Annotated in this window: 20 protein-coding genes; 11 read left to right on the top strand and 9 right to left on the bottom strand. The window is 68.4% G+C overall.

The genetic code is table 11. From position 1 onward, the window contains the following. Nucleotides 1–151 precede the first annotated feature (151 nt). A complete protein-coding gene (locus tag OG609_RS01670; RefSeq protein WP_327271089.1) occupies nucleotides 152–2,215 on the bottom strand; it encodes a Tn3 family transposase in 2,064 nt (687 codons plus the stop codon). Nucleotides 2,216–2,271: 56 nt separating this feature from the next. Here OG609_RS01670 and OG609_RS01665 point away from each other — a divergent pair, with 56 nt between their 5' ends. Together OG609_RS01665 and OG609_RS01660 are read left to right on the top strand one after the other, a co-directional pair. After that, nucleotides 2,272–2,706, top strand: coding sequence for a recombinase family protein (locus OG609_RS01665; RefSeq protein WP_327271088.1), 435 nt, complete (start codon nucleotides 2,272–2,274; stop codon nucleotides 2,704–2,706). Between the two features lie 128 nt (nucleotides 2,707–2,834). Continuing rightward, nucleotides 2,835–4,181, top strand: coding sequence for a hypothetical protein (locus OG609_RS01660; protein ID WP_327271087.1), 1,347 nt, complete (start codon nucleotides 2,835–2,837; stop codon nucleotides 4,179–4,181). A gap of 421 nt (nucleotides 4,182–4,602) precedes the next feature. Here the strand turns inward: OG609_RS01660 and OG609_RS01655 are convergent, their stop codons facing one another. Next, nucleotides 4,603–5,181: a TerD family protein gene (locus OG609_RS01655; RefSeq protein ID WP_327277908.1), complete on the bottom strand. Its 579-nt coding sequence runs from the start codon at nucleotides 5,179–5,181 to the stop codon at nucleotides 4,603–4,605. A 161-nt stretch (nucleotides 5,182–5,342) separates the two neighbouring features. Here OG609_RS01655 and OG609_RS01650 point away from each other — a divergent pair, with 161 nt between their 5' ends. The 5 genes from OG609_RS01650 (at nucleotide 5,343) to OG609_RS01630 (ending at nucleotide 10,870) form a co-directional block, all read left to right on the top strand. Next, a complete protein-coding gene (locus OG609_RS01650) occupies nucleotides 5,343–5,801 on the top strand; it encodes a sec-independent translocase (protein ID WP_327271086.1) in 459 nt (152 codons plus the stop codon). Nucleotides 5,802–5,922: 121 nt separating this feature from the next. Beyond that, on the top strand, nucleotides 5,923–7,299 hold the full coding sequence (locus tag OG609_RS01645) for an IS1380 family transposase (RefSeq protein ID WP_327270970.1): 1,377 nt from the start codon (nucleotides 5,923–5,925) through the stop codon (nucleotides 7,297–7,299). Nucleotides 7,300–7,510: 211 nt separating this feature from the next. Then, nucleotides 7,511–8,743 (top strand): IS4 family transposase, encoded by a 1,233-nt coding sequence (locus OG609_RS01640; RefSeq protein WP_327271085.1) that lies wholly within the window; start codon nucleotides 7,511–7,513, stop codon nucleotides 8,741–8,743. 547 nt (nucleotides 8,744–9,290) lie between these two features. Beyond that, nucleotides 9,291–9,488 carry a helix-turn-helix transcriptional regulator gene (locus OG609_RS01635; protein WP_327271084.1) on the top strand — a complete coding sequence of 66 codons (198 nt, stop codon included), beginning with the start codon at nucleotides 9,291–9,293 and terminating at the stop codon, nucleotides 9,486–9,488. After that, nucleotides 9,479–10,870, top strand: coding sequence for a tyrosine-type recombinase/integrase (locus tag OG609_RS01630; protein ID WP_327271083.1), 1,392 nt, complete (start codon nucleotides 9,479–9,481; stop codon nucleotides 10,868–10,870). The genes OG609_RS01635 and OG609_RS01630 overlap by 10 nt, the downstream gene beginning before the upstream one ends. 160 nt (nucleotides 10,871–11,030) lie before the next feature. Here the strand turns inward: OG609_RS01630 and exaC are convergent, their stop codons facing one another. The 5 genes from exaC to OG609_RS01605 all read right to left on the bottom strand — a co-directional run bounded on the left by exaC (nucleotide 11,031) and on the right by OG609_RS01605 (nucleotide 17,131). After that, nucleotides 11,031–12,554 (bottom strand): acetaldehyde dehydrogenase ExaC, encoded by a 1,524-nt coding sequence (exaC, locus tag OG609_RS01625; RefSeq protein WP_327271082.1) that lies wholly within the window; start codon nucleotides 12,552–12,554, stop codon nucleotides 11,031–11,033. A gap of 103 nt (nucleotides 12,555–12,657) precedes the next feature. Then, nucleotides 12,658–13,908, bottom strand: coding sequence for a GAF domain-containing protein (locus tag OG609_RS01620; protein ID WP_327271081.1), 1,251 nt, complete (start codon nucleotides 13,906–13,908; stop codon nucleotides 12,658–12,660). Between the two features lie 105 nt (nucleotides 13,909–14,013). Next, nucleotides 14,014–14,607 (bottom strand): N-acetylmuramoyl-L-alanine amidase, encoded by a 594-nt coding sequence (locus OG609_RS01615; RefSeq protein WP_327271080.1) that lies wholly within the window; start codon nucleotides 14,605–14,607, stop codon nucleotides 14,014–14,016. A 23-nt stretch (nucleotides 14,608–14,630) separates the two neighbouring features. Further along, the gene (locus tag OG609_RS01610; RefSeq protein WP_327271079.1) at nucleotides 14,631–15,647 is read right to left on the bottom strand and encodes an acetamidase/formamidase family protein; all 1,017 of its coding nucleotides are present in this window, start codon (nucleotides 15,645–15,647) and stop codon (nucleotides 14,631–14,633) included. After that, on the bottom strand, nucleotides 15,644–17,131 hold the full coding sequence (locus OG609_RS01605) for an APC family permease (protein ID WP_327271078.1): 1,488 nt from the start codon (nucleotides 17,129–17,131) through the stop codon (nucleotides 15,644–15,646). The genes OG609_RS01610 and OG609_RS01605 overlap by 4 nt, the downstream gene beginning before the upstream one ends. A 270-nt stretch (nucleotides 17,132–17,401) precedes the next feature. Here OG609_RS01605 and OG609_RS01600 point away from each other — a divergent pair, with 270 nt between their 5' ends. Continuing rightward, nucleotides 17,402–17,560, top strand: a complete 159-nt coding sequence (locus OG609_RS01600; RefSeq protein ID WP_327271077.1) for a hypothetical protein — start codon at nucleotides 17,402–17,404, stop codon at nucleotides 17,558–17,560. Between the two features lie 388 nt (nucleotides 17,561–17,948). Here the strand turns inward: OG609_RS01600 and OG609_RS01595 are convergent, their stop codons facing one another. Continuing rightward, entirely contained in the window at nucleotides 17,949–19,319 is a 1,371-nt protein-coding gene (locus OG609_RS01595) for an SWF or SNF family helicase (RefSeq protein WP_327271076.1), read from the bottom strand. Beyond that, nucleotides 19,316–22,201 (bottom strand): DEAD/DEAH box helicase, encoded by a 2,886-nt coding sequence (locus OG609_RS01590; RefSeq protein WP_327271075.1) that lies wholly within the window; start codon nucleotides 22,199–22,201, stop codon nucleotides 19,316–19,318. The genes OG609_RS01595 and OG609_RS01590 overlap by 4 nt, the downstream gene beginning before the upstream one ends. A gap of 282 nt (nucleotides 22,202–22,483) precedes the next feature. Between OG609_RS01590 and OG609_RS01585 the strand changes: the two genes are divergently transcribed. From OG609_RS01585 to OG609_RS01575, 3 genes are all read left to right on the top strand, one after another. Continuing rightward, a complete protein-coding gene (locus OG609_RS01585; RefSeq protein WP_327271074.1) occupies nucleotides 22,484–23,563 on the top strand; it encodes a fatty acid desaturase family protein in 1,080 nt (359 codons plus the stop codon). Nucleotides 23,564–23,647: 84 nt separating this feature from the next. Further along, nucleotides 23,648–23,830, top strand: a complete 183-nt coding sequence (locus tag OG609_RS01580) for a hypothetical protein (RefSeq protein WP_114248565.1) — start codon at nucleotides 23,648–23,650, stop codon at nucleotides 23,828–23,830. 42 nt (nucleotides 23,831–23,872) lie between these two features. Next, the gene (locus OG609_RS01575; RefSeq protein WP_327277907.1) at nucleotides 23,873–24,403 is read left to right on the top strand and encodes an MOSC domain-containing protein; all 531 of its coding nucleotides are present in this window, start codon (nucleotides 23,873–23,875) and stop codon (nucleotides 24,401–24,403) included. Nucleotides 24,404–24,447: the final 44 nt, after the last annotated feature.

The following is a 24,447-nucleotide window of genomic DNA, read 5'->3' as shown; positions in this document are numbered from 1 at the left end:
AGAATGAGGATGTCGGGCTCGCTCTCGCGCATCCAGCACGACGTGCGCAGACCGCTCCGGCGGACCTGGCGGTTGGTCCAGAAGGCGGGTTCGACGCCGGACCGGTGGGACTCTCGGTCATCGTCCGGCAGGCGCCACCACGCGGGCAAGGTCAGCACGGTGACCCAGGCACGGGCCCGGGGCAGCCACGGTGTCGGGGTCGCGCCATGGGAGACGCGGGCGCGGCCCGCGCGCAGTGCCGTACAGGCGCAGGTTCATGCGTTCTCCACGGTGGATCGCGTGGTCTGGTCGGCCGGGGCCCGGGGGCCGGTACGGCGGCCGCGGCGAGGTCGAGGCGGGCGCCCATATCGAGGTTCACCTCACCGTATGGCCGGACATGGGACCAGAAGAGCGGGGTCGGGCCCCGCCGGTCAGCGGGCGTGAGCAGGTCCGCCCACTCCGGTTCGCCGAGGATGTCCTGGAGCATCAGAGTGTTCACGTAGACCAGGGCCGATTGCAGGATGCGCAGGCACAGGACGAACATTTCCTGCTCGTCGCGCCGGTTCGAGGCGATCTCGCCGCCCTTGCCGTAGGCGATCACACTGTTCGCGCCATTGGAGGACTCCATGACGTTCAGGCCCTCCTCAATCTCTCTCTGGAGGTCCCGAAGCCGCGGGTAGCGGGCGACGAAAATGGTCTTCTGGGCGCGGCCGACCTCCAGCATCGCCGCGTAGGTGGGGTGGGAGGCGTTGCGGGTGAAGCGCCGCAGGATCGCCTCGGTGGACGCGGTCCGGGTCCGGATCGCGGTCGCGTACTTGATCACCTGGTCGTACTGCTGGGCGATGAGTTCCCAGCGGATCGGGCGGGTCAGCGCCGGAGTCAGCTGCGGGTAGGCGTCCGGTTCGCCGGCCACCGGCCGAAACAGCTTCACCTTGTTGATCCGCTTGATCCTCGGCAGCAGGTCGAAGTTCAGCAGCCTCGTGACGCCGAACCCGATTTCCGACTGGCCGTGCGAGTCTGTGTAGTTGGCCTCGACGTCCATGGTGGTGCCCTGCCGCATCGCGCCCTCGATCATCGCGGCGACCTCGGAGGCGGTGCAGTTGATCAGCTGGGAGTGGATGGCCAAGGACTTCTTCTCCACGTGCCAGTAGATGAGCACCCCGCGGCCGCCGTACCGCGAGTGCCACTCGGTGAACAGGTTCTGGTCCCAGGCCCGCACGTGGGTGGAGTCGCAGGCGACCGTGGTCGAGCCCTGGCCCCACAACTCAGTACTACGGGCGGCGAAGGTGGCGTTCGCGATCTGGACGGCGATGGCACGGGCCGACTCCGCCGACAGATACCGGCGCCGCACGTACCGCAACTCGTCCTCGGTGTGCCCGTGGCCGCCGGACGCCACGGCCTTGATCCCGGTGTTCGTGCCGTACGCGTAGATGACCAGCAGCAGGCGTTCGGCCAGCACCTCCAGCGAGAGGCTGCCGCCGCCGGACACGGCAGTGACCGCGTCCAGGCAGCCGGTCCGCAGCACCGCTTCCTTCAGCATGTCGACGAGCGGCACTATGCCCCAACGCCTCTGCACCTCGGCCTTGATCCTGCGCAGGTTGCGCGGCGCCGGCTGGGCCTCGGCCGCCGTCAGCCGAATCGCCCCGGACTTCCGCTCGGCGATGTCCAGCCAGGACAACTTCGGCATCTGGTCGTTGAGCAGGGCCAGCTCGGCCGTCATCTGCTCGCGCAGCTCGTCGACGAACACCGCGGCGTCCAGCGGCTTGCGCAGCTCCCGATAGTTCTCCGCCCGCCGGGCCTCGAAGTCCTGCGGCAGGTCCAGCGACTCCTCGGCCGCCTTCAGAGCGGCCCCCACGATGCGGTCGCACCGGCCCGACGTGCGCGGCTCAATACTCTCCGTGCGGCAGCGGGCCAGCAATTCCACCCGGACCTGCTCGGGCCTGCGTTCCTTGTCCGCGACGTGCTCGGCCAGATACGCCGTCAGCTTCTCCGCGTCCGCGACGCTGCACTCCCGGAAGCCGAGGCGCTCCCGGATCTGCGCACGGTGGTACTCGACCGTGCGGCCCGTCCAGTCGTAGAAACCCAGCTCCGAAGCGGGCACCTGCACCTGCCGGGCGACGAACTCCACCGCCTCACCCGCCAGCTCGGCCCGGCCCCGGGGAAACCGGCCGTACTGCGTATAGAACTTCACCAGCACGGCGAAGCCCAGTCGCGTCGCACCACGCTTGCCGGACACGAGCACCTGCTCGCCGGCACCCCGAGTACCGCTCGCTGGGGGCGAGGGTGACCCTCGTGGTGCACGAGATGAAGCGGCTCGGCCGCGGCGCCCTGGAACTCCTCAAGGTCGCCGAGGAACTGCGCGACGCCGAGATCGAGCTGGAGTTCCTCACCGGCCCTCTGGCCGGGAAGCACAACCCGTCCGGCCACGGGGCCGCCCTGTTCGCCTTCTTCGCCGCCATGGCGGAGTCCGAGCGCGACTACATCCGCGACAAGACCCTCGAAGGCCAGGAGACCGCCCGTACGAAGGGCAAGGCGATCGGCGTGTCAAGGTCTCCGACGAGGACATGCTCGCCACCGCCCTGCGCCTGCGCGACGACGAACGCCTCTCGCCTCGTCATCCGCACCGGCAAGAAGCGCGGCCAGCACCCAGCCCCGGCCACCGTCATGCGCATGCTGCGCGAACACGACGAGCAGACAGCCACAGCCACTCCGGAGCCCACGGCCTGACCTGGGGCTCAGTCCTTAGCGTTGTTTTCTCGGCGAGAACTACTGGGACCCCCTCCTTCGCGAGACTTGCTATATTACGCAACTGAGCAACTATGGTGTTGCAATCCGTCGCAGGAGGAGGAACTGCCATGCCTGTCGCCCGTCGGGTACTGCCACGGCTCGGCCCGGTCCTGGCTGTCCTGGCTCTGATGGTCTGCGCGATGTTCGCGTCCGTCCCCGCGCACGCCGCGGGGGTGGGCCTCGACAGCGTGGCCGAGGCCTTGAAGAAGAGTCCCGTGTACGTTGATCCGCGCGCCCGGGACCAGCTCTCCGAGGCCGACGCCGAAGACCTTGCGAAGAAGATCGAGGACGCGGGCAAGCCCGTTTTCGTCGCTGTACTGCCCGAGGCCGCCGAGTTCCCTCCCGGGACCCTGATGCGGGACCTGCGCACCCAGGTCGGCATCACTGGGGTGTACGCCGTCCATCTCGGCGACGGTTTCAACGCGAACGCGGACTCCTCGGTGATGTCCCGCAACGCGGTCGGCAACCTCACCGGCGCCGTCAGGCGCTCCCACTCCGGGGATACCGAAGGACTCCTGACCGCCTTCGTCGACCAGGCCACCGAGCAGGCCAGGGGGAAGGCCCCGGCCGCCTGGAGCGGCTCCGAGGGTGATGAGGGAGGCGGCGGTGCGGCAGTGCTGTTCACCGTCGGCGCGGTCGCGGCGGCCGGTGCCGGTGGATACACCCTGTACCGTCGCTCAAAGAAGAAGCGCGAGCGCGCCGAACTGGACGCCCTGCGCGTCGTCGTCGACGAGGACATCACCGCCTTCGGCGAGGAACTGGACCGGCTCGACTTCCATCCGTCGGAGCCCGGGGCCGACGACGCGATGCGGCAGGACTACACCCACGCGCTGGACACGTACGAGAAGGCCAAAGAACTGATGGCCGTGGCCGCCAAACCGCAGGACGTCCAGCCGGTGACCGCAGCCCTCGAAGAGGGCCGGTTCGCGCTCGCCGGCCTGACCGCTCGCCGCGCCGGCATCCCGGTGCCCGAGCGCCGCGCTCCCTGCTTCTTCGACCCTCGCCACGGCCCGTCGGCCATCGATGCGATGTGGGCCCCGCCCGGCGGCGCGGCGCGCAGTGTACCGGCGTGTGAGGCTGACGCCGACTTCCTGGCGGCCGGGCAGGAGCCGATGGTCCGTCAGGTGCGGACGGCCCACGGTTCCCAGCCGTACTGGAATGCCGGACCCGCATACGCACCCTGGGCGGGCGGCTACTTCGGCGGCACGGGCAGCATGCTCGGCGGCCTGCTCGTGGGCACGATGCTGGGCTCGGTCCTCAGCACACCCTCCGCCTTCGCGGGCGCAGCCCCCGTCGACAGCGCTCCAGGTGGCGGGGAGTTCACCGGCGCCGACTTCAACCCGGGCGATTTCGGCGGTGGTTTCGAAGGCAGCGGCTTCGAGGGTGGAGGCGACTTCGGCGATGGAGATTGGTGATCCCGGTGGTCAGCAGGCCGCAGGGGAGGGCCCGCGCAGGTTCGTCCTGGACGCGTTCATGGGCGTGAAGCACAGCTCTGCCCGAATCCTCCGCGCCCAGCGGCGTCTGTGCGAGCTCTGGTGGCCGACGGGTCCACATGCGCTACATCGTTCGCATGCCCGCCCGCACGGTCGAGGCCATGGTCGAGACCCCGGTGTGAAACCGGTGATTCCCTCCTACGCAGCGGTGCAGTTCACCAACAGCGATGGGCTCGGCGTAGACCCCTTTCACGGGTACCGGTCGGTGCATACGTCGCCGCTGTTGCCCGAGGCGAGGGGGATGGCAAGCCGAGTCGAGGATGGTCGCGGGAAGGGGGCCGCCCGGCCTGGGAAACCGGGCGGCGCCGGGCTTGAGCTGCCACGGGCCGGAAGGCGTCTCGGGTCAGACGTTGACGGCGTTGTCGGATTCGATGCCGGCCAGGCCGGAGGCGTAGCCCTGGCCGACCGCGCGGATCTTCCACTCGCCTCCGTGCCGGTAGAGCTCGCCGAAGACCATTGCCGTCTCGGTGGAGGCGTCCTCGGACAGGTCGTAGCGGGCGAGTTCGACGTTGTTGGCGCGGTTGATCACGCGGATGAAGGCGTTGCTGACCCGGCCAAAGCTCTGACCGAGGCTATCGGCCTCGTGGATGGAGACCGGGAAGACGATCTCCGCGATCCCGGTGGGGGCGGTGTCGAGGTTGACATTGATGGATTCGTCGTCGCCCTCGCCCTCACCGGTGGGGTTGTGGCCGGTGTGCTCGTCCGGGCCCTCGGGGCTCTTGAGGTTGTTGCAGAAGCTGAAGTGTCGGTCGGAGACAACCTTTCCGGCCTCGATGCACAGCAGGGCGCAGGCGTCCAGGTCATAGTCCGTGCCGGTGGTGGTGTGCACATCCCAACCGAGACCGACCGTCACGGTGGTCAGGCCGGGCGATTCCTTGCTCGGCGATACGTTGCCACCCTTGGACAGGCGGACGCCCGCGATATTTCTTTACTGCTCTGGTCGGGTCTGTGTCGTCGCCGGGTTTCGACGCCGGACAGACTTCCATGGTTCTTTTATTGCGCAATTCCTAAACTAGCGGAACTGACCAGGCGGTCGATCGGCGGGCATAGCGTCCGAGCGGCGACAGCTCAAGGAGTGGCACGGTGTTCTCTGATGTGGGCCCGCTGGAACTGATCACACTCGCTTTTCTTGCTGTCCTTCTATTCGGCCCGGACAAGCTGCCGGAGCTCATTCAGAATGTGACGGGACTCATCCGTAAGTTCCGGCAGTTCACCGAGAGCGCGAAGCAGGAGATCCGGTCCGAACTCGGTCCGGAGTTCGGGGACTTCGAGTTCGAGGATCTCCACCCCAAGACGCTCGTACGCAAGCACGTCCTGAACGGCGACGGCCTCGGATTTGACGAGATCCGCAGTGCTCTCGACCCTGGGCAGGAGTTGGCGGAGGTCGCTGACGCCATCCGCGACACAGCTGATGGCGAAGCGCCGGAGAGCTCTGCGACGGGGCCCGTCCTGCAGGCCAAAGCACCGGGCCCCGTGTCCTTCAAGAAGGACGGGGAGACGACGGCGCCCGCGCACACGCCGTTCGACGCCGATGTGACCTAACCTCGGGCTTTCACGTGGCTGGGTGTCCGATGCGTGATCGGAAACGCGAAGAGTGCTCCTGACCTGCAACGATGGGACTTGTCTAGGGTCCAGGTCGGCGCATGAAAGAAGCACTCCTCAGGTGAAGAAGCGTATCGGGTCCTATCCGCGTGTCCGCATCGAGGGCGGCGGGAGCGGGGTGGTCTCGCAGGCTGGCGGAGTACTGCTGGTCGAGACTGCCCGTAAGACCGGCCTGGATACCGAGATATCGGCGGCGCTGAGGCCGTGGCGGCGGCCTCGGGCGGTGCACGATCCGGGCAAGATCCTGCTGGATGTGGCTCTCGCGGTCGCGCTGGGCGGGGACTGCCTGGCCGATGCGGGACTGCTGCGGGCCGAGCCGGCCGTGTTCGGGCCGGTGGCCTCCGACCCAACGGTCTCCCGGCTGATCGACACCCTCGCCGCGGCCGGGGACAAGGCCCTGACCGCGATCCGCTCGGCGCGCGCCGAAGTGCGCGAGTACGTCTGGACGTTGGCCAAAGATGCGGCGCCGGATAGGGGCGGCCAGGTGATTGTGGACCTGGACGGAGTGCTGGTCCTGGCCCACTCCGACAAGCAGGACGCGGCCGCGACCTGGAAGAAGTCGTTTGGACATCACCCCCTGATGGGCTTCGTCGACCACGGAAGCGGTGGCACCGGGGAGCCGGTGGCAGCACTGTTGCGGCCGGGGAACGCGGGATCCAACACCGCCGCCGACCACATCACCGCCACTCAACTCGCTTTGGCCCAGCTCCCCAAGCGTCACCGGCGCGGCCGGTCCACACTGATCCGTACCGACTCCGCGGGCGGCACCCATGAGTTCCTCGCCTGGCTCACGAAACGGGGCCGGTGGCTGTCGTACTCGGTCGGGATGACCATCACTGAGCAGATTCATCAGGCCGTGTTGAAGGTCCCGGCCTCCGCCTGGACCCCAGCGGTCGAGCCGGGCGGCGAGATCCGCGACGGCGCCTGGACCGCCGAACTCGACGGCGACACACTCAAGGGCTGGCCGAAGGGAATGCGGCTGATCGTCCGCAAGGAACGGCCCCACCCCGGCGCCCAGTTGCGCTTCACCGACGCCGACGGCCTGCGGCTCACCTGCTTCGCCACCAACACGACGGGCGGGAAGATCACGGACCTGGAACTGAGGCACCGCCGACGGGCGAGGGCAGAGGACCGCATTCGGAACGCACGGGCCACCGGCCTGCGGAACCTGCCCCTGCACGAGACCGCACAGAACCGGATCTGGCTGGAGATCGTCCAGCTCGCCCTCGACCTGCTCGCCTGGATGCCGATGCTCGCTCTGACCGGCAAACCCCGCCTCTGGGAGCCCCGCCGCCTGCGGTTGCGGCTGTTCTCCGCCGCTGCCCAACTCATCACCACCGCCCGCCAACGGCACCTGCGATTCGCCCACCACTGGCCATGGACCGACGTGATCACAGACGCGATCAGACGGCTCGACACCCTCCCGAACCCACGCTGACCAGTAACAACCCGTCCCGACGAGCAGAAGAGCCACCGACCGGAACCGTGGAATCCGGCGCCCACCCGATGCGACGATCGGGCCACCCGTATGCCCGCACACGCTCCACAACGACGCATTGGCCGCCAGCCGAAGCTGACGACCAATCACGAAAGATCGAGGCTGGGGCCAATACCGGTAACTTAGGGGCATTCCGGTCGTTGTTGTTGGTATGCCAAGAGCGGGACAGCTGAAGTCATCTGGTGAGCGTCTGTCGGACCGGGTCGCGGTCGGGGTGTTGACACAGGCTTTTCCTCCGGAGCTTGTGGACGAGGTGTTGGCGGATACGGGCCGGATACAGCAGCGGAACCGGCTGTTGCCAGCCCGGCTGGTGGTCTACTTCGTGCTGGCGATGTGCCTGTTCTCGGGGCAGAGCTATGAGGAGGTCGCCCGGCTGCTGACCACGGGTTTGCGGGGTGCGCGGTGTTGGCGTGCATCGTGGGCGGTGCCGAGCACGGCTGCGATCTGGAAAGCCAGGTCCCGGTTGGGTGTGGCGCCGCTGCAGCAGCTGTTCGCGCGGGTGTGCCGTCCGGTCGCCACACCGGACACTCAGGGTGCTTTCTACCGCGACTGGCGGCTGACCGCGATCGACGGCACCACATTCGACCTGCCTGACACGAAGACGAACGTGGAGGTGTTCGGCCGTCCGCCGCGCTCCGGTCGGGGTGAACAGAACGTCGGCTGCCCGCAGTTGCGCATGGTCGGTCTGGTGGAGTGCGGCACCCATGCCGTCTTCGACGCTGCGATCGGTGCTCTGCGCACCGGAGAGCAGACTCTGGCCCGTGCGGTCCTGCCGTCCCTGCGGCCGGGGATGATGCTGCTGGCCGACCGTGGCTTCTACGGCGTGGACCTGTGGCGTACAGCCGCCGCCACTGGGGCGGACCTGCTGTGGCGAGTCCGCAAAGACCTGGTGCTGCCCGTGGTCGAGCAACTGCCGGACGGCTCCTACCTCACGGAGATCTTCGACCGGAGCGACATCCACCACACCCGTCGCGGGGTGCCGGTACGCGCGGTGGAGTACACCATCGCCGGCCACGAGGGTGTCTATCGCCTCCTCACCACGATCCTCGACCCGGGCAAGGCCCCAGCCGCGGAACTGGCCGCCCTCTACGCCCAGCGATGGGAGTTCGAGTCCACCCTCGACGAAATCAAGACCCACCTCGGAGGGCCACGCCTGGTGCTGCGTTCACAGCACCCTGATGGAGCCGAGCAGGAACTCTTCGGCTTCCTGCTCGTCCACCACGCCATCCGACACCTGATGCACCAGGCCGCACGACAAGGCGATCACGATCCCGACCGGATCTCCTTCACCCGCTCACTGCGCGTCGTGCGCCGCCAGGTCACCGACCAGGCGGCGTTTTCCCCCCGGCAGACTTACCCGCGCAATCAAAGCCACCCACGCTGAACTCCTCGAACGCCTCCTGCCACCACGACGCCGCCGATCCAACCCCCGCGTCATGAAACGCAAAATCGCCAGCTGGCCCCTCAAACGCGCAGCCCACCACGTTGCAGACCACCCACGCGCCCCAGTCATCACCATCGTTAATGCCACCAAACCCAAACGGGTCAAGCGGACAACAACGCCCTAAGTTACCGGTATTGAGGCTAGGGCTCCTGAGTGTGTCGTAGCGCGAAATCTTGACCGACTCACTGATGACGGTCTGCTGGTAATCGTCACGGACGGCGCGACCCCCGCCCTGCGCTCATACCGGCTGGCTTCCTAGCCGAAGCCAGCGTGGGAGCAACCGGACTCTGGCGATGTGGCACGCAACATAGACCACGATCGCCGGTTAGCCAAACCGGCGATCGTCGCGACCATTGAGGAGTTCGCAGGGGCTGCGCTTGGCGGTGGAGCTGTGCGGACGCGGTGAACTTCCATGCCAACGCTCAACTGAGTTAGCTCTGTTGTGCCGCCCAGTGTCTGGCGACTCGTTCAAATCTTCAGGGGAAACATGGCTCGCCCTCCCGCACTCAAACTCGCCGAGGTCCTGGCGGAAATCCGAATGAGCCCGTCAGCGTTCTACCGCTTGCGCGCTCGCGGTCATGCGCCCCGAATGATCAAACTTCCGAATGGTGAACTCCGCTGCCGCCGCGTCGATCTAGACGCGTGGTGGGAAGCGTGTGAGAGGGATACGCCTGAATGGCAATGAGCTACAGAGTTCGATTTTGGGACACCCGGGAGCGGCCCGACCGTCGCAAGGGGTTCGAAATTCGATGGACCGTCAATGGGCGGGAGAAATCCGAGTCCTTTCTCACGAAGGGCCTTGCGGAGAGCCGACGTTCCAAGCTCGTGACTGCCGCGCGCGACGGCGAGCCGTTCGATACAAGGACGGGCCTGCCGGCCTCCGAGCTCCGGGCCCTGAAACAGCGCACCACCTGGTATGTCCTGGCGAGGGAGTACATCGAGCAGCGTTGGGACCGTACGCCGGGAAATACACGTCGGACGCTTGCCGACGCTCTCGCGACCATCACTCCAGCCTTTGTTGAGCCAGAGCACATGTCCCGGGCACCTCGTGAACTGCGGAGGGCACTGTATTCATGGGCTTTCAACAAAAAAGCCTGGAAGGGGGATCCGCCCGAGGAGTGGCAGGCAGCACTGGATTGGCTGCAGCGCCATTCGTTGCCCGTGAGCGAGTTGGCGGAGCCCGATGTGCTGCGCCGGGGACTCGACGCTCTGTGCCGCAAGGTCGATGGGGCAGCCGCTGCAGCGAAGACCGTGAAGCGCAAGAGAGCTGCCGTCAACGAGGTGTTCGGGGTCGCAGTGGAACGTGGGTACTTCACCCAGAACCCGCTGACCGGCCTGCGGTGGTCTGCGCCGGAAGTTGCCGACGAAGTCGATCCGGACTGCGTGCCCAATCCGGCGCAGGTGGGCCGCCTGCTTGCTGCGGTCAGGGCTCTGCCCGGTCGAGGCCCGCACCTGTACGCCTTTTTCGGCTGCATGTACTACGCCGCGATGCGTCCTGCTGAGGTTATTCACTTGCAGAAGCCCCAGTGCCGACTGCCAACGACTGGATGGGGGCTCCTCAACCTGAAGGGCGGGGTCGTCACGGCGGGGAAGGAGTGGACGAACGACGGTGCCGTTCACGAGGTCCACTCACTGAAGCGACGCGCGGCCAAGGCGACGAGGCCCGTGCCTATCCCGCCTGTGCTGGTGCGCATGCTGCGCGAGCACATAGAGAGTTTCGGTGTCGCACCCGATGGACGTCTGTTCCGCAATGGTGCGGGAAACTACGTCGATACTTCCGCGTACAACATCACATGGGGGCGTGCGCGCGAGGCCGCACTGACTCTCGACGAACACGCCCTTGAGCTGGCGAAACGCCCCTACGACCTGCGCCACGCAGGGATCTCATTCTGGCTTGCCTCCGGTGTCGACCCGGCAGAGTGTGCGCGCCGCGCCGGACAGAGCATCCAGGTCCTCTTCCGCTACTACGCCAAGTTTCTGGCCGAGGCGCGGAACCATGCCAACAGCCTGATCGAGGGGTCGATGCGAAGGTGGGAGGGGCAGGACCGCAGTGCAGAGGACACATGAGCCGGGCCTTGGCCCGGAAATGCCCCGGAACAGCTGGTCAGAGGTGGGATAGCAGTGGGAGATATCGGGAGTTTCTCCGCACTTCACCCCGTGGCTTAGATGCGCTCCAGGGAGGGCGCCTGACAGGTGAAACACCTGTTCAGGCGCCCTTTTTTGACGTCTAGAAGAAGCCCAACTTCTTCGGCGAGTACGACACCAGAAGATTCTTCGTCTGCTGGTAGTGCTCCAGCATCATCTTGTGGTTCTCACGGCCGATCCCCGACTGCTTGTAGCCGCCGAAGGCGGCATGGGCCGGGTACGCGTGGTAGCAGTTCGTCCAGACCCTGCCTGCCTGGATGGCACGGCCCGCCCGGTACGCGGTGTTGATGTCGCGGGTCCATACGCCCGCCCCGAGGCCGTACAGCGTGTCGTTCGCCGTTCCGATCGCGTCGTCGAAGTCCGAGAAGGACGTGACCGCCACGACCGGGCCGAAGATCTCCTCCTGGAAGACCCGCATCCGGTTGTCGCCCTCGAAGATGGTCGGCTGGACGTAGTAGCCACCCGCCAGCTCCCCGTCGTACTCGATCCTCTGACCGCCCGTGAGGACCTTCGCGCCCTCCTGCTGGCCGATGTCCAGGTACGAAAGGATTTTCTGCAACTGGTCGTTGGAGGCCTGGGCGCCGATCATCGTGTCCGTGTCCAGCGGGTGTCCGGGCACGATCTTTTCGGTGCGGGCGATGCCCGCCTCCAGGAATTCGCTGTAGTGCCCGCGCTGGATCAGCGCGCGCGAGGGACAGGTGCAGACCTCGCCCTGGTTGAGGGCGAACATGGTGAAGCCCTCGAGGGCCTTGTCGCGGAAGTCGTCGTCCGCGTTCCACACGTCGTCGAAGAAGATGTTCGGCGACTTGCCGCCCAGTTCGAGCGTCACCGGCTTGATGTTCTCGGAGGCGTACTGCATGATCAGTCGCCCCGTGGTGGTCTCACCGGTGAAGGCGATCTTCGCGACACGGGGGCTGGAGGCGAGAGGCTTGCCGGCCTCCGCGCCGAAGCCGTTGACGATGTTGACGACGCCGGGCGGAAGGAGGTCGGCCACCAGCTTCAGCCATACGTGGATGGAGGCCGGGGTCTGTTCGGCCGGTTTGAGGACCACCGCGTTGCCCGCCGCGAGCGCCGGGGCCAGCTTCCAGGTCGCCATCAGGATGGGGAAGTTCCACGGAATGATCTGCGCGACGACGCCCAGCGGCTCGTGGAAGTGGTACGCGATAGTGTCGTCGTCGATCTCGCTGAGCGATCCCTCCTGAGCGCGCAGCGCACCGGCGAAGTAGCGGAAGTGGTCGATGGCCAGGGGGATGTCGGCGGCCAGGGTCTCGCGTACCGGCTTGCCGTTGTCCCAGCTCTCGGCGACCGCCAGTTCCTCCAGGTGCGCCTCCATCCGGTCGGCGATCCTGTTGAGGACCGAGGCGCGGTCGCCTGCCGCGGTCGCTCCCCACGCGGGAGCCGCGGCGTGTGCCGCGTCCAGGGCCCGTTCGACGTCCTCGGCACTGCCACGGGCGATCTCGGTGAAGTGGCGGCCGTTGACGGGGCTGGGGTTCTCGAAGTACTGGCCACGGGCGGGCGGGACGTATTCGCCGCCGATCCAGTGGTCGTAGCGGGACTCGTACGAGACGATGGCGCCCTCGGTGCCCGGCGCAGCGTAACGGGTCATCTCTGTGGCCTCCCGGATCCGGTGCCGCCCGCCGTTGGACGGCCCTCGGCATGAGGGTAGGCGGCGCGACGTTGCAACCCCGTTGCGCGGGCCGCGGGGGAGGCTACCGCTGCTCGGCGTCCAGCGCCCGGGTCCTGGCCAGGAGCGCGGGTCGCTGGCCGGCGGGTACGGCCGAGGCGAGCGCCTGCCAGACCGGGAGATCGTCCTCGCCCCACGGGCTGTACGCCCAGTCGGCCAGCAGCCCCGGGTCACCGCGTGCGATGAGCGCTGCCCGCAATTGCTCGTCGAGCCGGCGCCGCAGACGGCTGACGGATGGTGCCTGCGAGCCCGGCAGCAGCGGACCCGCGTAGGCGCTGAGTGCCGCTGCCACCGCCCCGGATGCCAGCCTGCGCGCCACCGTGTCGAAATCGGCGTCGACCGGCACGGAGAGACGGTAGGGGCGGGAAAGAAGGAACTCGGGACCGAGCAGTCGCCGCAGCCTGGACAGTTCGGCCCGCAGGGTTACCGGCGTCACCGACTCGTCCTCGTACAGCTCGACAAGGAGTTCGTCGCCGCCGAGGCCCTCGGGGTGGCGGGCCAGCGTCACCAGGATCTCGCTGTGCCGCCTGCTGAGCGGGATCTTGCGGCCTCCCGCGACGAGCAGGGCCTCGTCCCTGCCGAGCGCACTGAGCTGTACGGTCTCCCCGGCCGGCGAGGGCGCGAGGAGTGCCAGCTGCGACTCGGCGGCGCGTGCCACCGCCTGCACGAACGCCAGGCTGTGCGGATGCGCGAGCCGGTCCCCACCGGTGATGTCCACGGCGCCCAGGACCCGTCCCGTGTGCGGGTCGTGGAGCGGCGCCGCCGCGCACGTCCACTGCTGGACCGGCCGCAGGAAGTGCTCGGCGGCGAAGACCTGCACCGGCCGGTCGACGGCGATGGCAGTACCCGGCGCGTTCGTCCCGGCCACGGACTCGGCCCAGCGGGCGCCCTCCACGAAGTTCATCCGGCCCGCGGCCCGTCGGGTCAACGCGTGTCCTTCGACCCACAGCAGTCTGCCGTGCGCGTCGCACACCGCGAGAAGATGTTCGCCGTCCGTCGCATACGCGCTCATCAGCTCACGGATCAGCGGCATGGCGGGGGCCAGGGGATGCCCGTCCCGGTACGGCCCGAGGTCGTCCGCGCTCAGCTCGACCAGGGCCGCGCCGTCCGGGCTGACCCGGGCCCGGGCCGAGCGCCGCCACGACTCGCCGACCACCGGACGCACCGGCCGCTCCAGCCGTCCAGCCGTGGTGAACACCTCGTGTGCGTGCCGCAGTTGGCCAAGCCGTTCGCCGGGGTCCGTATCGGCTGCCAGGGCCACCCAGGGATCCGTCAACTCACCCTCCCGTTCAGGGGCGTTGTGCACACCCCATCGTGGCCGCAGTCGACGTCTGCGACAAGCACGGTGCGGAGAGCAATCGGACGCGGCGGCGAAGGTGCGTCAGCCGGTTCCGTAGAGATTGACGAGACGGATGTAGCGCACCCAGTCCCAGTTCGGGCCGGGATCGGTATGGTCGGTGCCCGGGACCTGAGCATGGCCGAGGATGTGCGCACGGTCCTTGGGGATGCTGTAACGGTCGCAGACCGAGGCGGTCAGCAACGCCGACTTCTCGTACATGGCGTTGGTGAAGTACGAGGGCTGGTCCACCCAGCCCTCGTGCTCGATGCCGATGCTGCGCGTGTTGTAGTCCCAGTTGCCCGCATGCCAGGCGATGTTCTGTTCCCGGACGCACTGGGCGACATAGCCGTCCGCCGAGCGCACCACATAGTGCGCGGAGACCTGTTTCGCCGGATTCTGGAAGATCCCGATCGTGTTCGGAAACGTCTCCTGGGTGACATGGATGATCACGTACTGGATGGGATAGGCCGAAGGGCGGTTCGACGCCGTGCAGTTGGACGTGGACGCGGGTGTCCAGTGGGCGAGCGGATAGTCGGTGTCGCCTGCCGCCGTGGATGCCGCGGCGCGGGCGGAGGCCGGGATCAGCGCGGCGGCCGCCGTTACGGCGGCGCCCTGAAGGATCCTTCTGCGGTGCATGAACACTCCTGTGGGGAAGGGGGTCAGGGGCTGGACAGCAGTGTCGCAGTCTCCCGCAGATGACGGTGGAGTCCGCGATGGGGATCGCCTGTGGGCAGCCACCTTTTGCGGATCTTTGCCACACAGGTGTAGTTGGTGTCGCACACATTGGCCAACGGCGCCTCACCGGCCTGGCTGACCAGCTGATAGGCATCGAGTTCGGACAGGCCGTAGTCGCGCGCCAGCCACTGCACCAGGTCCAACTGCGAGATGCGGAAGGCATCTTCGAGCGGACGGGCGGAGCCGGTCGACATCAGATGGGTGTCGGACTCGATCCGTGGCCACGGTGTCGTGACGCCCTTCAGCAGCTCGACCAGCACCACCGTGTTCATCGCGCATTCCACGGCGACCCCGCAGGTCTCGCCCTCGCCCTGGCGGGCATGACCGTCCCCGAGGCTCAGCAGTGCACCCTCGACGTTGACGCCCAGATAACAGGTGACGCCCGCCCTCATCTCCGGTGTGTCCATGTTCCCGCCGTGCGCGTCGGGCACCAGCGCGGACCGTACCTCCAGATTGGCCGGCGCCACGCCGACCGTGCCGTGCATCGGATCCATCGGCAGCTCCACCTGGATGTCACTGTCCCTGGCGCTGAACAGACAGGTGCGGCGCGCCCGGTCGAGCTGCCACATCCACACCACCTCGGGCAGCGGAGCCTGCAGTGACGCCGTGGTGTGCGTGGAGGTGAGGGCCCCGAAGAGAGGCACGGTCGTCGAGGCGGCCCAGTCCCTGGCCGGTTCGACGGAGACGAAATGCACCGCGACCGTGTCGCCGGGCTCCGCACCCACCACGTGGAAGGGACCGGTCTGCGGGTTGAGGAAGGGGAATTCGCAGACCGCGGAGACCAGGTCCTTCTCGGAGCGTACCCGGCCGGCGAAGCAGTCCTCCGTATACACATCGAGGAACGTCCCCGGCTCGATACGGGCGACCGGCGCCGCTCCGCCGAAGGTCCAGGCGTACTCGCCCTCCTTGGGGCGGACGGTCAGGATTCGGGGGTCGTTCATCGCTGTACTGCTCCTGTCTCGGGTTCCCCGGCCGGCTCCGGGGCGTCGTCAAGATGGATCCGCCCGGTCTGTGCCACCCGCTCCGGATGTCTGCGCAGCAGCACCGCCAGCACAACGATCCCGAGCAGCATCCAGACACCGACGACCGGACCGGCGTACGAGACGGGGGCACTCAGTTCGGAGACGAATTCGAAGGCCGGAATCCCGGCGGCCGTCAGCAGGGCAGGGACGAATGCCGCGATGCCGAGTCCCGGGAAGAGCAGATGGAGTACGGGGTTGAACGCGTCGCGCCGTCGGCGCAGGAAGTACCCGGCGCAGGCCAGATTCACGATGATGTACACACCGATGATCACCGTCACGATCACGGTGGCCAGCAGCACGAACGCGGTCACCGGGTCGTAGGCGAAACCCAGTCCGAGCGCCGCGCCGACCGCGATCACGAACTGCACGGCCACTCCGGTGACGGGGGAGCGGCGCCGCGGATGAAGCCGCGCGAAGGCCCGCGGGAACACCCCGATGCGGCCGAGGGCGAACGCCGTCCGGGTCGACACATTGGCGCACGCATTGGCGTTGGCCACGGTCGAGTTGACCACGGCGAGGAAGAGCAGCACCCAGAACAGCCCGAACGAGGCGCGGGCCACGCCTTCCCACGACGCCGCGCCCGAAGCACCGAATCCGGCGAACCTGTCGGGCCCGAAGTACACAGACATCGCATAGGTGGTGAGGACGTACACCAGGCCGATGGAGAGTGCCGCGCCGAGCACCGCACGCCGCATCGTGCGCCGCGGGTTCTTCGTCTCCTCGGCGAGTGGCGCCGCGGCCTCGAAGCCGGCGAACGCCAGCACGGTGTAGACCGAACCGGCGAAAATACCGCTGATGCCGCCGAAGCCGTCCGCAGTGTGCGAAGTGCCGAACACCGACAGGGTGTTGTCCGAACCCGCATGCTCGATGAGCAGCACGGCGAAGGCGACGAAGACGAGCACCTCGAAGATGCCGAGCACGGTTCCGAACCGGGCGGAGGCCCGGACTCCGAAATACCCGGCGAGCGCGATGATCAACGCGCCCAGCAGCGACCACGGCCACCACAGGTCCGCGGGGTAGGACGACCACTCCTGGTGCAGGGTGCCCGCCGTGGTGAAGCCGAGCTGAAGAAGCAACAGCGCGGGCACCAGCGCTTCGACGAAGACGTATCCCCAGCCGACGAGAAAGCCGATGGCCGGATGCAGCCCCTGCGCCGAGTAGGTGGCTACCGAACCGGCAGCCGGCAGATGGCGCGCCAGCTCCGCGACGCACGACGCGGTGAACAGACAGGCGACCAGTGCCACCACCACGGACAGCGGCAGACTGCCGCCCGCGAACGCGGCTCCGGCCGGAATGGACGCGGCGATGGCGGCGGCCGGCGCCATCGCCGTGATGCTTTGGAAAAGGACTTCGCGCAGCCCGATGGCATCGCGTAACAGTCCGCTGCTCGAATCCCCCGACACCACGTGGCTCCCTTTGTCCGATGACCGGAAGGTGTTCGCCGATGTACGGCCGAGCGTCTCGCGCGCCCCACGGTACGGGCGTCCCGTGAGTGGCGGAAGACGGCAGGAGCCCGAAATCGGGTGTGCGCGCGGGGTAAGCCGCCGGATCACGGACGGCCCCGGCACAGGGCCCGGGTTGCCGAGGGAGACCGGGCGCGGGGATGGCGAGCGGGGAATGCGGGCTCAACGAGCGGGAGAGCCCGGAAAGTGTCGTAAGCGCCGACGGCCGCCGTGACCATCGGGCTCGACAGACTGCGGGGAGGTTCCAGGAAGGGCGTCTACCGCCTCACCCTGGACAACGGCTCCACAGTCATCGACTGCATCTGGGCCCCCGCCGAGAATTACTGGCCGTCGGCCTCACCCGCCGCGGCGGCGCGCCCGCATCCGTGAAGGCCGGCCACCGGTGTCGAAGTGTTCCGGGCCGTGCATCGGCGTCTGGGTGCCATGGGGGTCCGCTCACCATGGATTCATCTCGCCGAGGGCAATTCGGAGCGTTGCCCGGCCGAGATCGCTGTCTTCGAGGACGTGAACGGGGGCTCGCTGGAGACTCTCATGCGGCAGGCACCCAGTAAGGCGGCCAAGACCCTGCCCCGCCCGGCCGACACCCTGCAACGGCTGACTGCCCGGAAGGAGCCACGGGCCGTGCACGCTGAACTCGGCCCCGACCATGTGCTTGTGGACGGCAACGGCGATCCGGTCCGGATCGTGATGACGGGCGGGGGCCGGACGTCCTGCCCGGCCCCCGCCCGTTCGCCGCCGACCGGCCCCGATGATGATCTCAGTCGTCCGACACGCTTGAGCCTGCCAGCGCCGCCGACGGATCGTCATCCGCCGGACCTGCCGGAACCCAGCGCCCGCCCTCCTTGCGGTACGGCCACCAGCGCCCGTCCCGCCCGTACCGCAGCTGTACCCCGCCTTCGACACCTGTCCAGCGATTGCCCGCCGACCGCAGCCGGGGCAGCTCGCCCTCCTCCCACGCCTCGGCGAGCCGGGCCCGGGCCCTGGCCAGAGACTCCGGATCCGGCGTCCACTCCTCATCCAGCACGGTGAGCGCAGCCGCCCCGCCGTACTGCCAGGCACGCACCGCCGCATCGAGTTCGGCTCGCGGCCGCCCCGATCCGGCTGCCAGCCGTGTCGCGATCCAGGGTTCGGGCCGGGTGTCCGCGACCAGCCGCACGGCATCCTGCTGCGGGGTCAAACCGGCCGGCAACGGATGCTGTTCATGGCCGGGGGAGAGTGCGTCCGCCAGCATCCGGTGGGCGCGTGCCGCACTGTCCGTCGCCAGCAACTCCAGTACCGCCGGATCGATGCCGGAGTCCGGTTGGGTCTCCGTGTCCAGCGACGGCGCGGGGCCGGGCTCCGCGGGCAGCGGCGGGGGAGCGGGCAGCGGGGGCAGGATGTCCCGCGCGGCGAACGCCTCGTCCGCCCGTACGCCGCGGTCCTTCGCCTTCGTGCCGGCGGCACCGGACCCGTCGGGGAGGGCGGCAGAGCCGAACGGCCCGTTCCCCTCGGCGCGGGCCGCGATGCGCACCTGGAGTTCGTCCAGGAGCCGCCGCTCGCCGCGCCCCCGCATGAGCAGCAGGACGAACGGATCCTGGTCCAGCAACCGCGCCACCTGGTAGCACAGGGCAGCGGTGTGCGGGCAGTGGTCCCACGCCTCGCAGGTGCACTGCGGGTCCAGATCGCCGATCCCCGGCAGCAGTTCCACACCTGCCGCCGCAGCGTCCTCCACCAGGTGCGGCGGCATTTCGCGGTCGAGAAGCGCCGCGATGTGCCCCGCTCTGTCAACGGCCATGTCCAGGAACCGTTCCCACTCCGCCTCGTTCAGCTCCTGGAGGAGCACATCACTGCGGTACGTGGACGAGTCCCGGTCCCGGACGACCGCGGTGATCCGGCCGGGCCGTACGGAAACCGCACCGACCCGGCCCTCGCGGGCGAACCTCCGCCCCCTCTTGAGCTGTTCGCCGTCCAACGCGGTGTCCTCCAGGGCCTTCAGCCATGCCCTGCCCCACCAGGACTCCGCAAAGCCGCGGCCGTGCGCGGGCTGCAGCGCGGCGAAGGTACGTTCCTGTACCGGCGTCGGGGCATCGCTCCCGTCGCCTTCGTATCCTTCACGGTCGTATCTCCCGCTGTCGTATGCGTCGCTCATCGCGTGCCCCCTCGCAGCTCCACCAGATCGGCCAGTTCCGCATCCGTCAGTTCGGTCAGCGCCGCCTCGCCCGAGCCGAGCACCGCGTCAGCCAGCCCCTGCTTGCGGGCCAGCATGTCGGCGATCCGGTCCTCGATGGTGCCCTCGGCGATCAGCCGGTGCACTTGTACCGGCTGGGTCTGGCCGATCCGGTACGCGCGGTCGGTGGCCTGCGCCTCCACCGCCGGGTTCCACCACCGGTCGAAGTGCACGACATGGCCGGCCCTGGTGAGATTGAGACCGGTGCCGGCCGCCTTGAGCGACAGCAGGAAGACCGGGGCCTCTCCCGCCTGGAAGCGGTTCACCATCGCCTCCCGCTCCGCGACCGGTGTACCGCCGTGCAGGAACTGCGTGCGCACCCCGCGCGCCGCCAGGTGCTGTTCGAGCAGCCGGGCCATCTGCACGTACTGGGTGAACACGAGCACACTCGTGTCCTCCGTCAGAATCGTGTCGAGCAACTCGTCCAGCAGCTCCACCTTTCCCGAACGGTCCTCGATCCGAGGCTCCTTCTCCTTGAGGTACTGCGCCGGGTGGTTGCAGATCTGCTTCAGGGCCGTCAGCAGCTTCACGACAAGGCCCCGCCGGGCGAAGCCGTCGGCGCCGGAGATCGCGGCCAGTGTCTCTCGCACCACCGCTTCGTACAGCCCCGTCTGTTCCGCCGTCAGGGACACCGTGCGGTCGGTCTCGGTCTTCGGCGGCAGCTCGGGGGCGATGCCCGGATCCGATTTGCGACGTCGCAGCAGGAACGGCCGCACCAGCGCGGCGAGCCGCTCGGCCGCCGCCGGGTCGCCGCCCTCCGCGGTCCGGGCATAGCGGGTACGGAAGGTACCGAGCCGGCCCAGCAGACCGGGCGTCGTCCAGTCGAGGATCGCCCACAGCTCGGACAGGTTGTTCTCCACGGGGGTGCCGGTGAGCGCTACACGTGCCTGAGCGCCGATTGTCCGCAGCTGCTTGGCCGTTGCCGAGTACGGGTTCTTGACGTGCTGCGCCTCGTCGGCGACCACCATGCCCCACCGGATCTCCGCGAGCTTCGCCGCGTCCAGCCGCATCGTGCCGTACGTGGTGAGGACGAACTCTCCGTCCACCAGGTCGGCCAGGCTGCGCGATCCGCCGTGGAAGCGGCGTACCGGCGTACCGGGTGCGAACTTCTCGATCTCCCGCTGCCAGTTCCCCATGAGCGAGGTCGGGCAGACCACGAGCGTCGGCCCTGTGGCCGACTCGATGCTCTGGCGGTGCAGATGCAGAGCGATGAGTGTGATGGTCTTGCCGAGCCCCATGTCGTCGGCGAGACATCCACCGAGGCCGAGCGAAGTCATGGTGTGCAGCCAGTTCAGGCCGCGCAGCTGGTAGTCGCGCAGCGTGGCGGTGAGCGCAGGGGGCTGACCGACCGTCTGCTGCCCACCCTGCTGTCCGCCGGACTCCGGGTCGGCCAACCGGCGGCGCAGCTGCTCCAGCCAGCCGGTGGCCCGGACGCCGACCCGATGGCCGTCGATCTCGGTGGAACCGGTCAGTACGGCTCCGAGCGCATCGATCGGAGTGACCTTGCGGTCCTGGGTCTCGCGGGCGCGCTGTGCCTCCTCGGGGTCGATCAGCACCCACTGGTCGCGCAGCCGTACCACCGGTCTGTTGGCCTCGGCCAGGCGGTCCAGCTCGGCGCGGCTGAGCTTCCGGTCGCCCAGCGCGAACCACCAATTGAACGTCAGCAGCGCATCGGCCGACAGGAGTGGCGGCGTGTCAGAGCTGGTGCGCTTGTGTTCCTGACTGTCCCCGTCATCGGGCGGACCGATCACCGCACGTGCGGTGAGCTTGCGGGCCAGTTCCTTGGGCCAGTGGACCTGGACCCCGGTCGCGGCGAGTGCCCGTCCGGCGGGGCCGAGGAGTTCGCCCAGCTCTTCGTCGGCCGGTTCGATGGAGTCGGGCACTGCGGCCGACAACAACGGAGTCAGCGGCGGCCAGGCACGGGCGGCCCGGCGCAGCGCCAGAAGGGCATCCATCCGGGCCCGGGGGCCGAAGGCGGCAGCGGTCGGCGCGGACCCCGCCCAGACCTCGGCGGCATCGGCCATGAGCGCCGGGTCGCTGATGCTGTGGATCTGCAGAACAGCACGGAAGGACGGCTCGGCGGTCGGCTCGTCGTCCTCGCCCGGGGCTGCCAGCCCGGACACTTCCATCCGCAGCGAGAGCCGGACGCCCGCATCGTGCCCGGCCGCGACATCGGTGGCCCAGGCCCGTTGACCGGGCAGATGCTGTGGTGCGTCGACGGCGAACGCCGGGCCGCCGGTGGCGAAGGCCGCGGCGGGGGTGCGCGGCAGGCTGTCCGCCACCGCGTCGAGGAACGCGCGCAGCAGCAGCTCGGGATCGGGCAGCAGCACGGCCTGAGCGGTTCCGTCGAGCGGCACCGCGTGGGCCAGGGGCGGCATCGAGGCCGCGAGCGTACGGATCCGCGACTGATCGTCGGCGGTCAGCGGCCCGGCCCGCCAGGCATCGTGATCCGTTGCACTCAGTCCTGGCAACAGCAAGCCACGGGCGGCGAGTTGCAGAGCGAGCAGCGCGGCGGCACCCCAGAACGCGGCGGCGCCGGAGGCCCGCGCCGAGGCCCGCGCCCGCGTCAGTACGGGCAGCGCGTCCCGGACCGGAACCAGCAGCGCCGGTACGGCGTACGTTCGCGCGTCGGCGCCGACGACGGTCAGCTCCTCGACAAAACCGGGACCATCGGGCGGACTGCTGCCGTCCGGACGCCAGAAGGCGATATGGCCGGTACGGGAGGGATCCGCGGGCAGGAAGACCACGGAGCAGCTGGAGAGTGCGGAGATCTCGGAGAGCGTTGCCGCAGGGAGCCTGTGCACAGCGATGCCGAATTCCTCAAATTTGACTAGTTGGGTTGGGTCGCCGAGGGTACTCCACGGATGCGCACTCCTGTGAGCGGAATCGCCGTGATCCAGCCCACTTTCGGATGGCTCGGCCGCCGGGCACGACTGCGCGGTGCGCGCCCGGGGGTGTAGCCAGCACCCCCCTGGGGGAGGGGGGCTTACCCCCGGAAATCCCGGGTGGTGGCGCCATGGTTGCCGCACCTCCGGTCACCGTACGTTTCTACAGGTCAGCGCAGCTTTCACGAGACCGGAGACCAAATGCCCCAGGCCGTAGCCACCGTCGTGGAAGGCACCCGTGACGGTGCGGGAACTGCTGTAAGTGCGAGCGGTACCGGAATCGCCCAGAGCCAGGGAAGCGACTTCGCGCCCCTCCTGCGCGCGGTCAAGGGGCAGGGACTCCTGGAGCGGCGCACCGGCTGGTACGCGATGGGTATCGCCACCAACCTGGTCGCACTGGGTGCCGTGCTCACCGGCATGTTCCTCCTGGGCAACACCTGGTGGACCCTGCTGCTCGCATTGCCACTGGCGATCTTCTGGTCCCGCACCGCCTTCGTCGGACACGACGCCGGGCACGCCCAGATAACCGGCGATCGCAGGGCGAGCCGGGCCATCGGCCTGGTGCACGCCAACCTGCTGCTCGGCATGAACGAGGCATGGTGGAACGACAAGCACGTACGCCACCACGCCAACCCCAATCACATCGACAAGGACCCGGACGTCGGCGTCGGCGCCCTGGTCTGGACCCAGAAGCAGGCCGCCCAGCGCGAAGGCTTCGCCCGCTGGCTCACCCGTAACCAGGCCCGGCTGTTCTTCCCGATGCTGCTCCTCGAAGGCATCGCGCTCAAGATCTCCGGCTTCCAGTACCTGCGGCAGCAGCCCGCCCGGGAACGCACCCTCTCGGCACTGCTCCTGGTCGCCCACCTCGGTCTCTACGCAACACTGCTGCTCACTGTCATGTCCCCGGGGAAGGCTGTCGTCTTCGCGCTGTTGCACCATGCGCTGTTCGGGCTTCACCTCGGCATGGCCTTCGCACCGAACCACAAGGGCATGGAGATGCCCGACCCCGACGGCGACCGCTGGGGCCACCTCCAGCGTCAGGTACTCACCTCGCGCAACGTACGCGGCGGCGTCCTCACCGACTGGTTCCTCGGCGGGCTCAACTACCAGATCGAGCACCACCTTTTCCCGAGCATGCCCCGACCGCACTTGCGCCTGGCGCAGCCCATGGTGCGCGCCCACTGCGTTGCGCTCGGCATGCCGTACACGGAGACCGGACTGATCGAGTCCTACCGGCAGGCACTCCAGCACATGCACGAGGTCGGCGAACCCCTCAGGTGAGGACTTCGGCCGGCTGGAACCGATGGGCGGGCACAGGCGTTCTCACAGCAGGAGCGGCCTCGGGCCGCGAAGGAGGCGTGGACGATGTCGAACAGCGCGAAGATCGCCATCGGGGGAGTCGTTGCGGCAGTCATCCTGATGCCGTTCATCGGATTCTGGCTGTCGCTGCTGGTCCTGATCGGAGTTCCGGCGGTCGCGTATCTGCTGCTGGATCCCAGCCAGCGACGCAGGCTCCGCAGGATCACCCGCAAGGAAATAGGCCGCTGACCACATGCTGACAAAGAGGGGCGCTCAGCAGTGAGCGGGACAGTGACCGTAGTGAGCAGTAACGAGGAGTATTCCTTCACCAAGCCGAACCGCAAGAGTGTCACCCTGCTGGCCGGGCTCGGCGTGGAGGGAGATGTGCACGCGGGAGCCACGGTCAAGCACCGGTCCCGCGTCGCGCAGGATCCCGCCCAGCCGAATCTGCGCCAGGTGCACCTCATCCATGAGGAACTGTTCGGCGAATTGCGGGCAGCCGGGTTCGAGGTCGCCCCGGGCGATCTCGGGGAGAACGTCACCACCAGCGGTGTCGATCTCCTCGCCCTGTCCGTAGGCACTCTGCTGCACCTGGGCGACGAGGCGGTTGTCGAGGTCACCGGCCTGCGCAACCCGTGCCTGCAGATCGACAACTTCCAGGACGGGCTCCTCAAGCGGGTCGTCGGCCGGGACGAGGCTGGCAGGATCGTGCGCAAGGCCGGGATCATGGGCATCGTCACGGTCGGCGGAGTCGTCCGGCCGGGCGACCCGATCGAGGCCGAGCTGCCCGTCGGGCCGCATCGGGAGCTGGAGCGCGTGTAGTCCGGAACGCGTCTGAGACGTGGCTGGACCGCGACTTCGGCCGG

Source organism: Streptomyces sp. NBC_01224 (genome assembly GCF_036002945.1).
Classification (GTDB): Bacteria; Actinomycetota; Actinomycetes; order Streptomycetales; family Streptomycetaceae; genus Streptomyces.
Note: the sequence above shows the minus strand (reverse complement) of the source record. Positions and strands in the feature narration are given on the sequence as shown.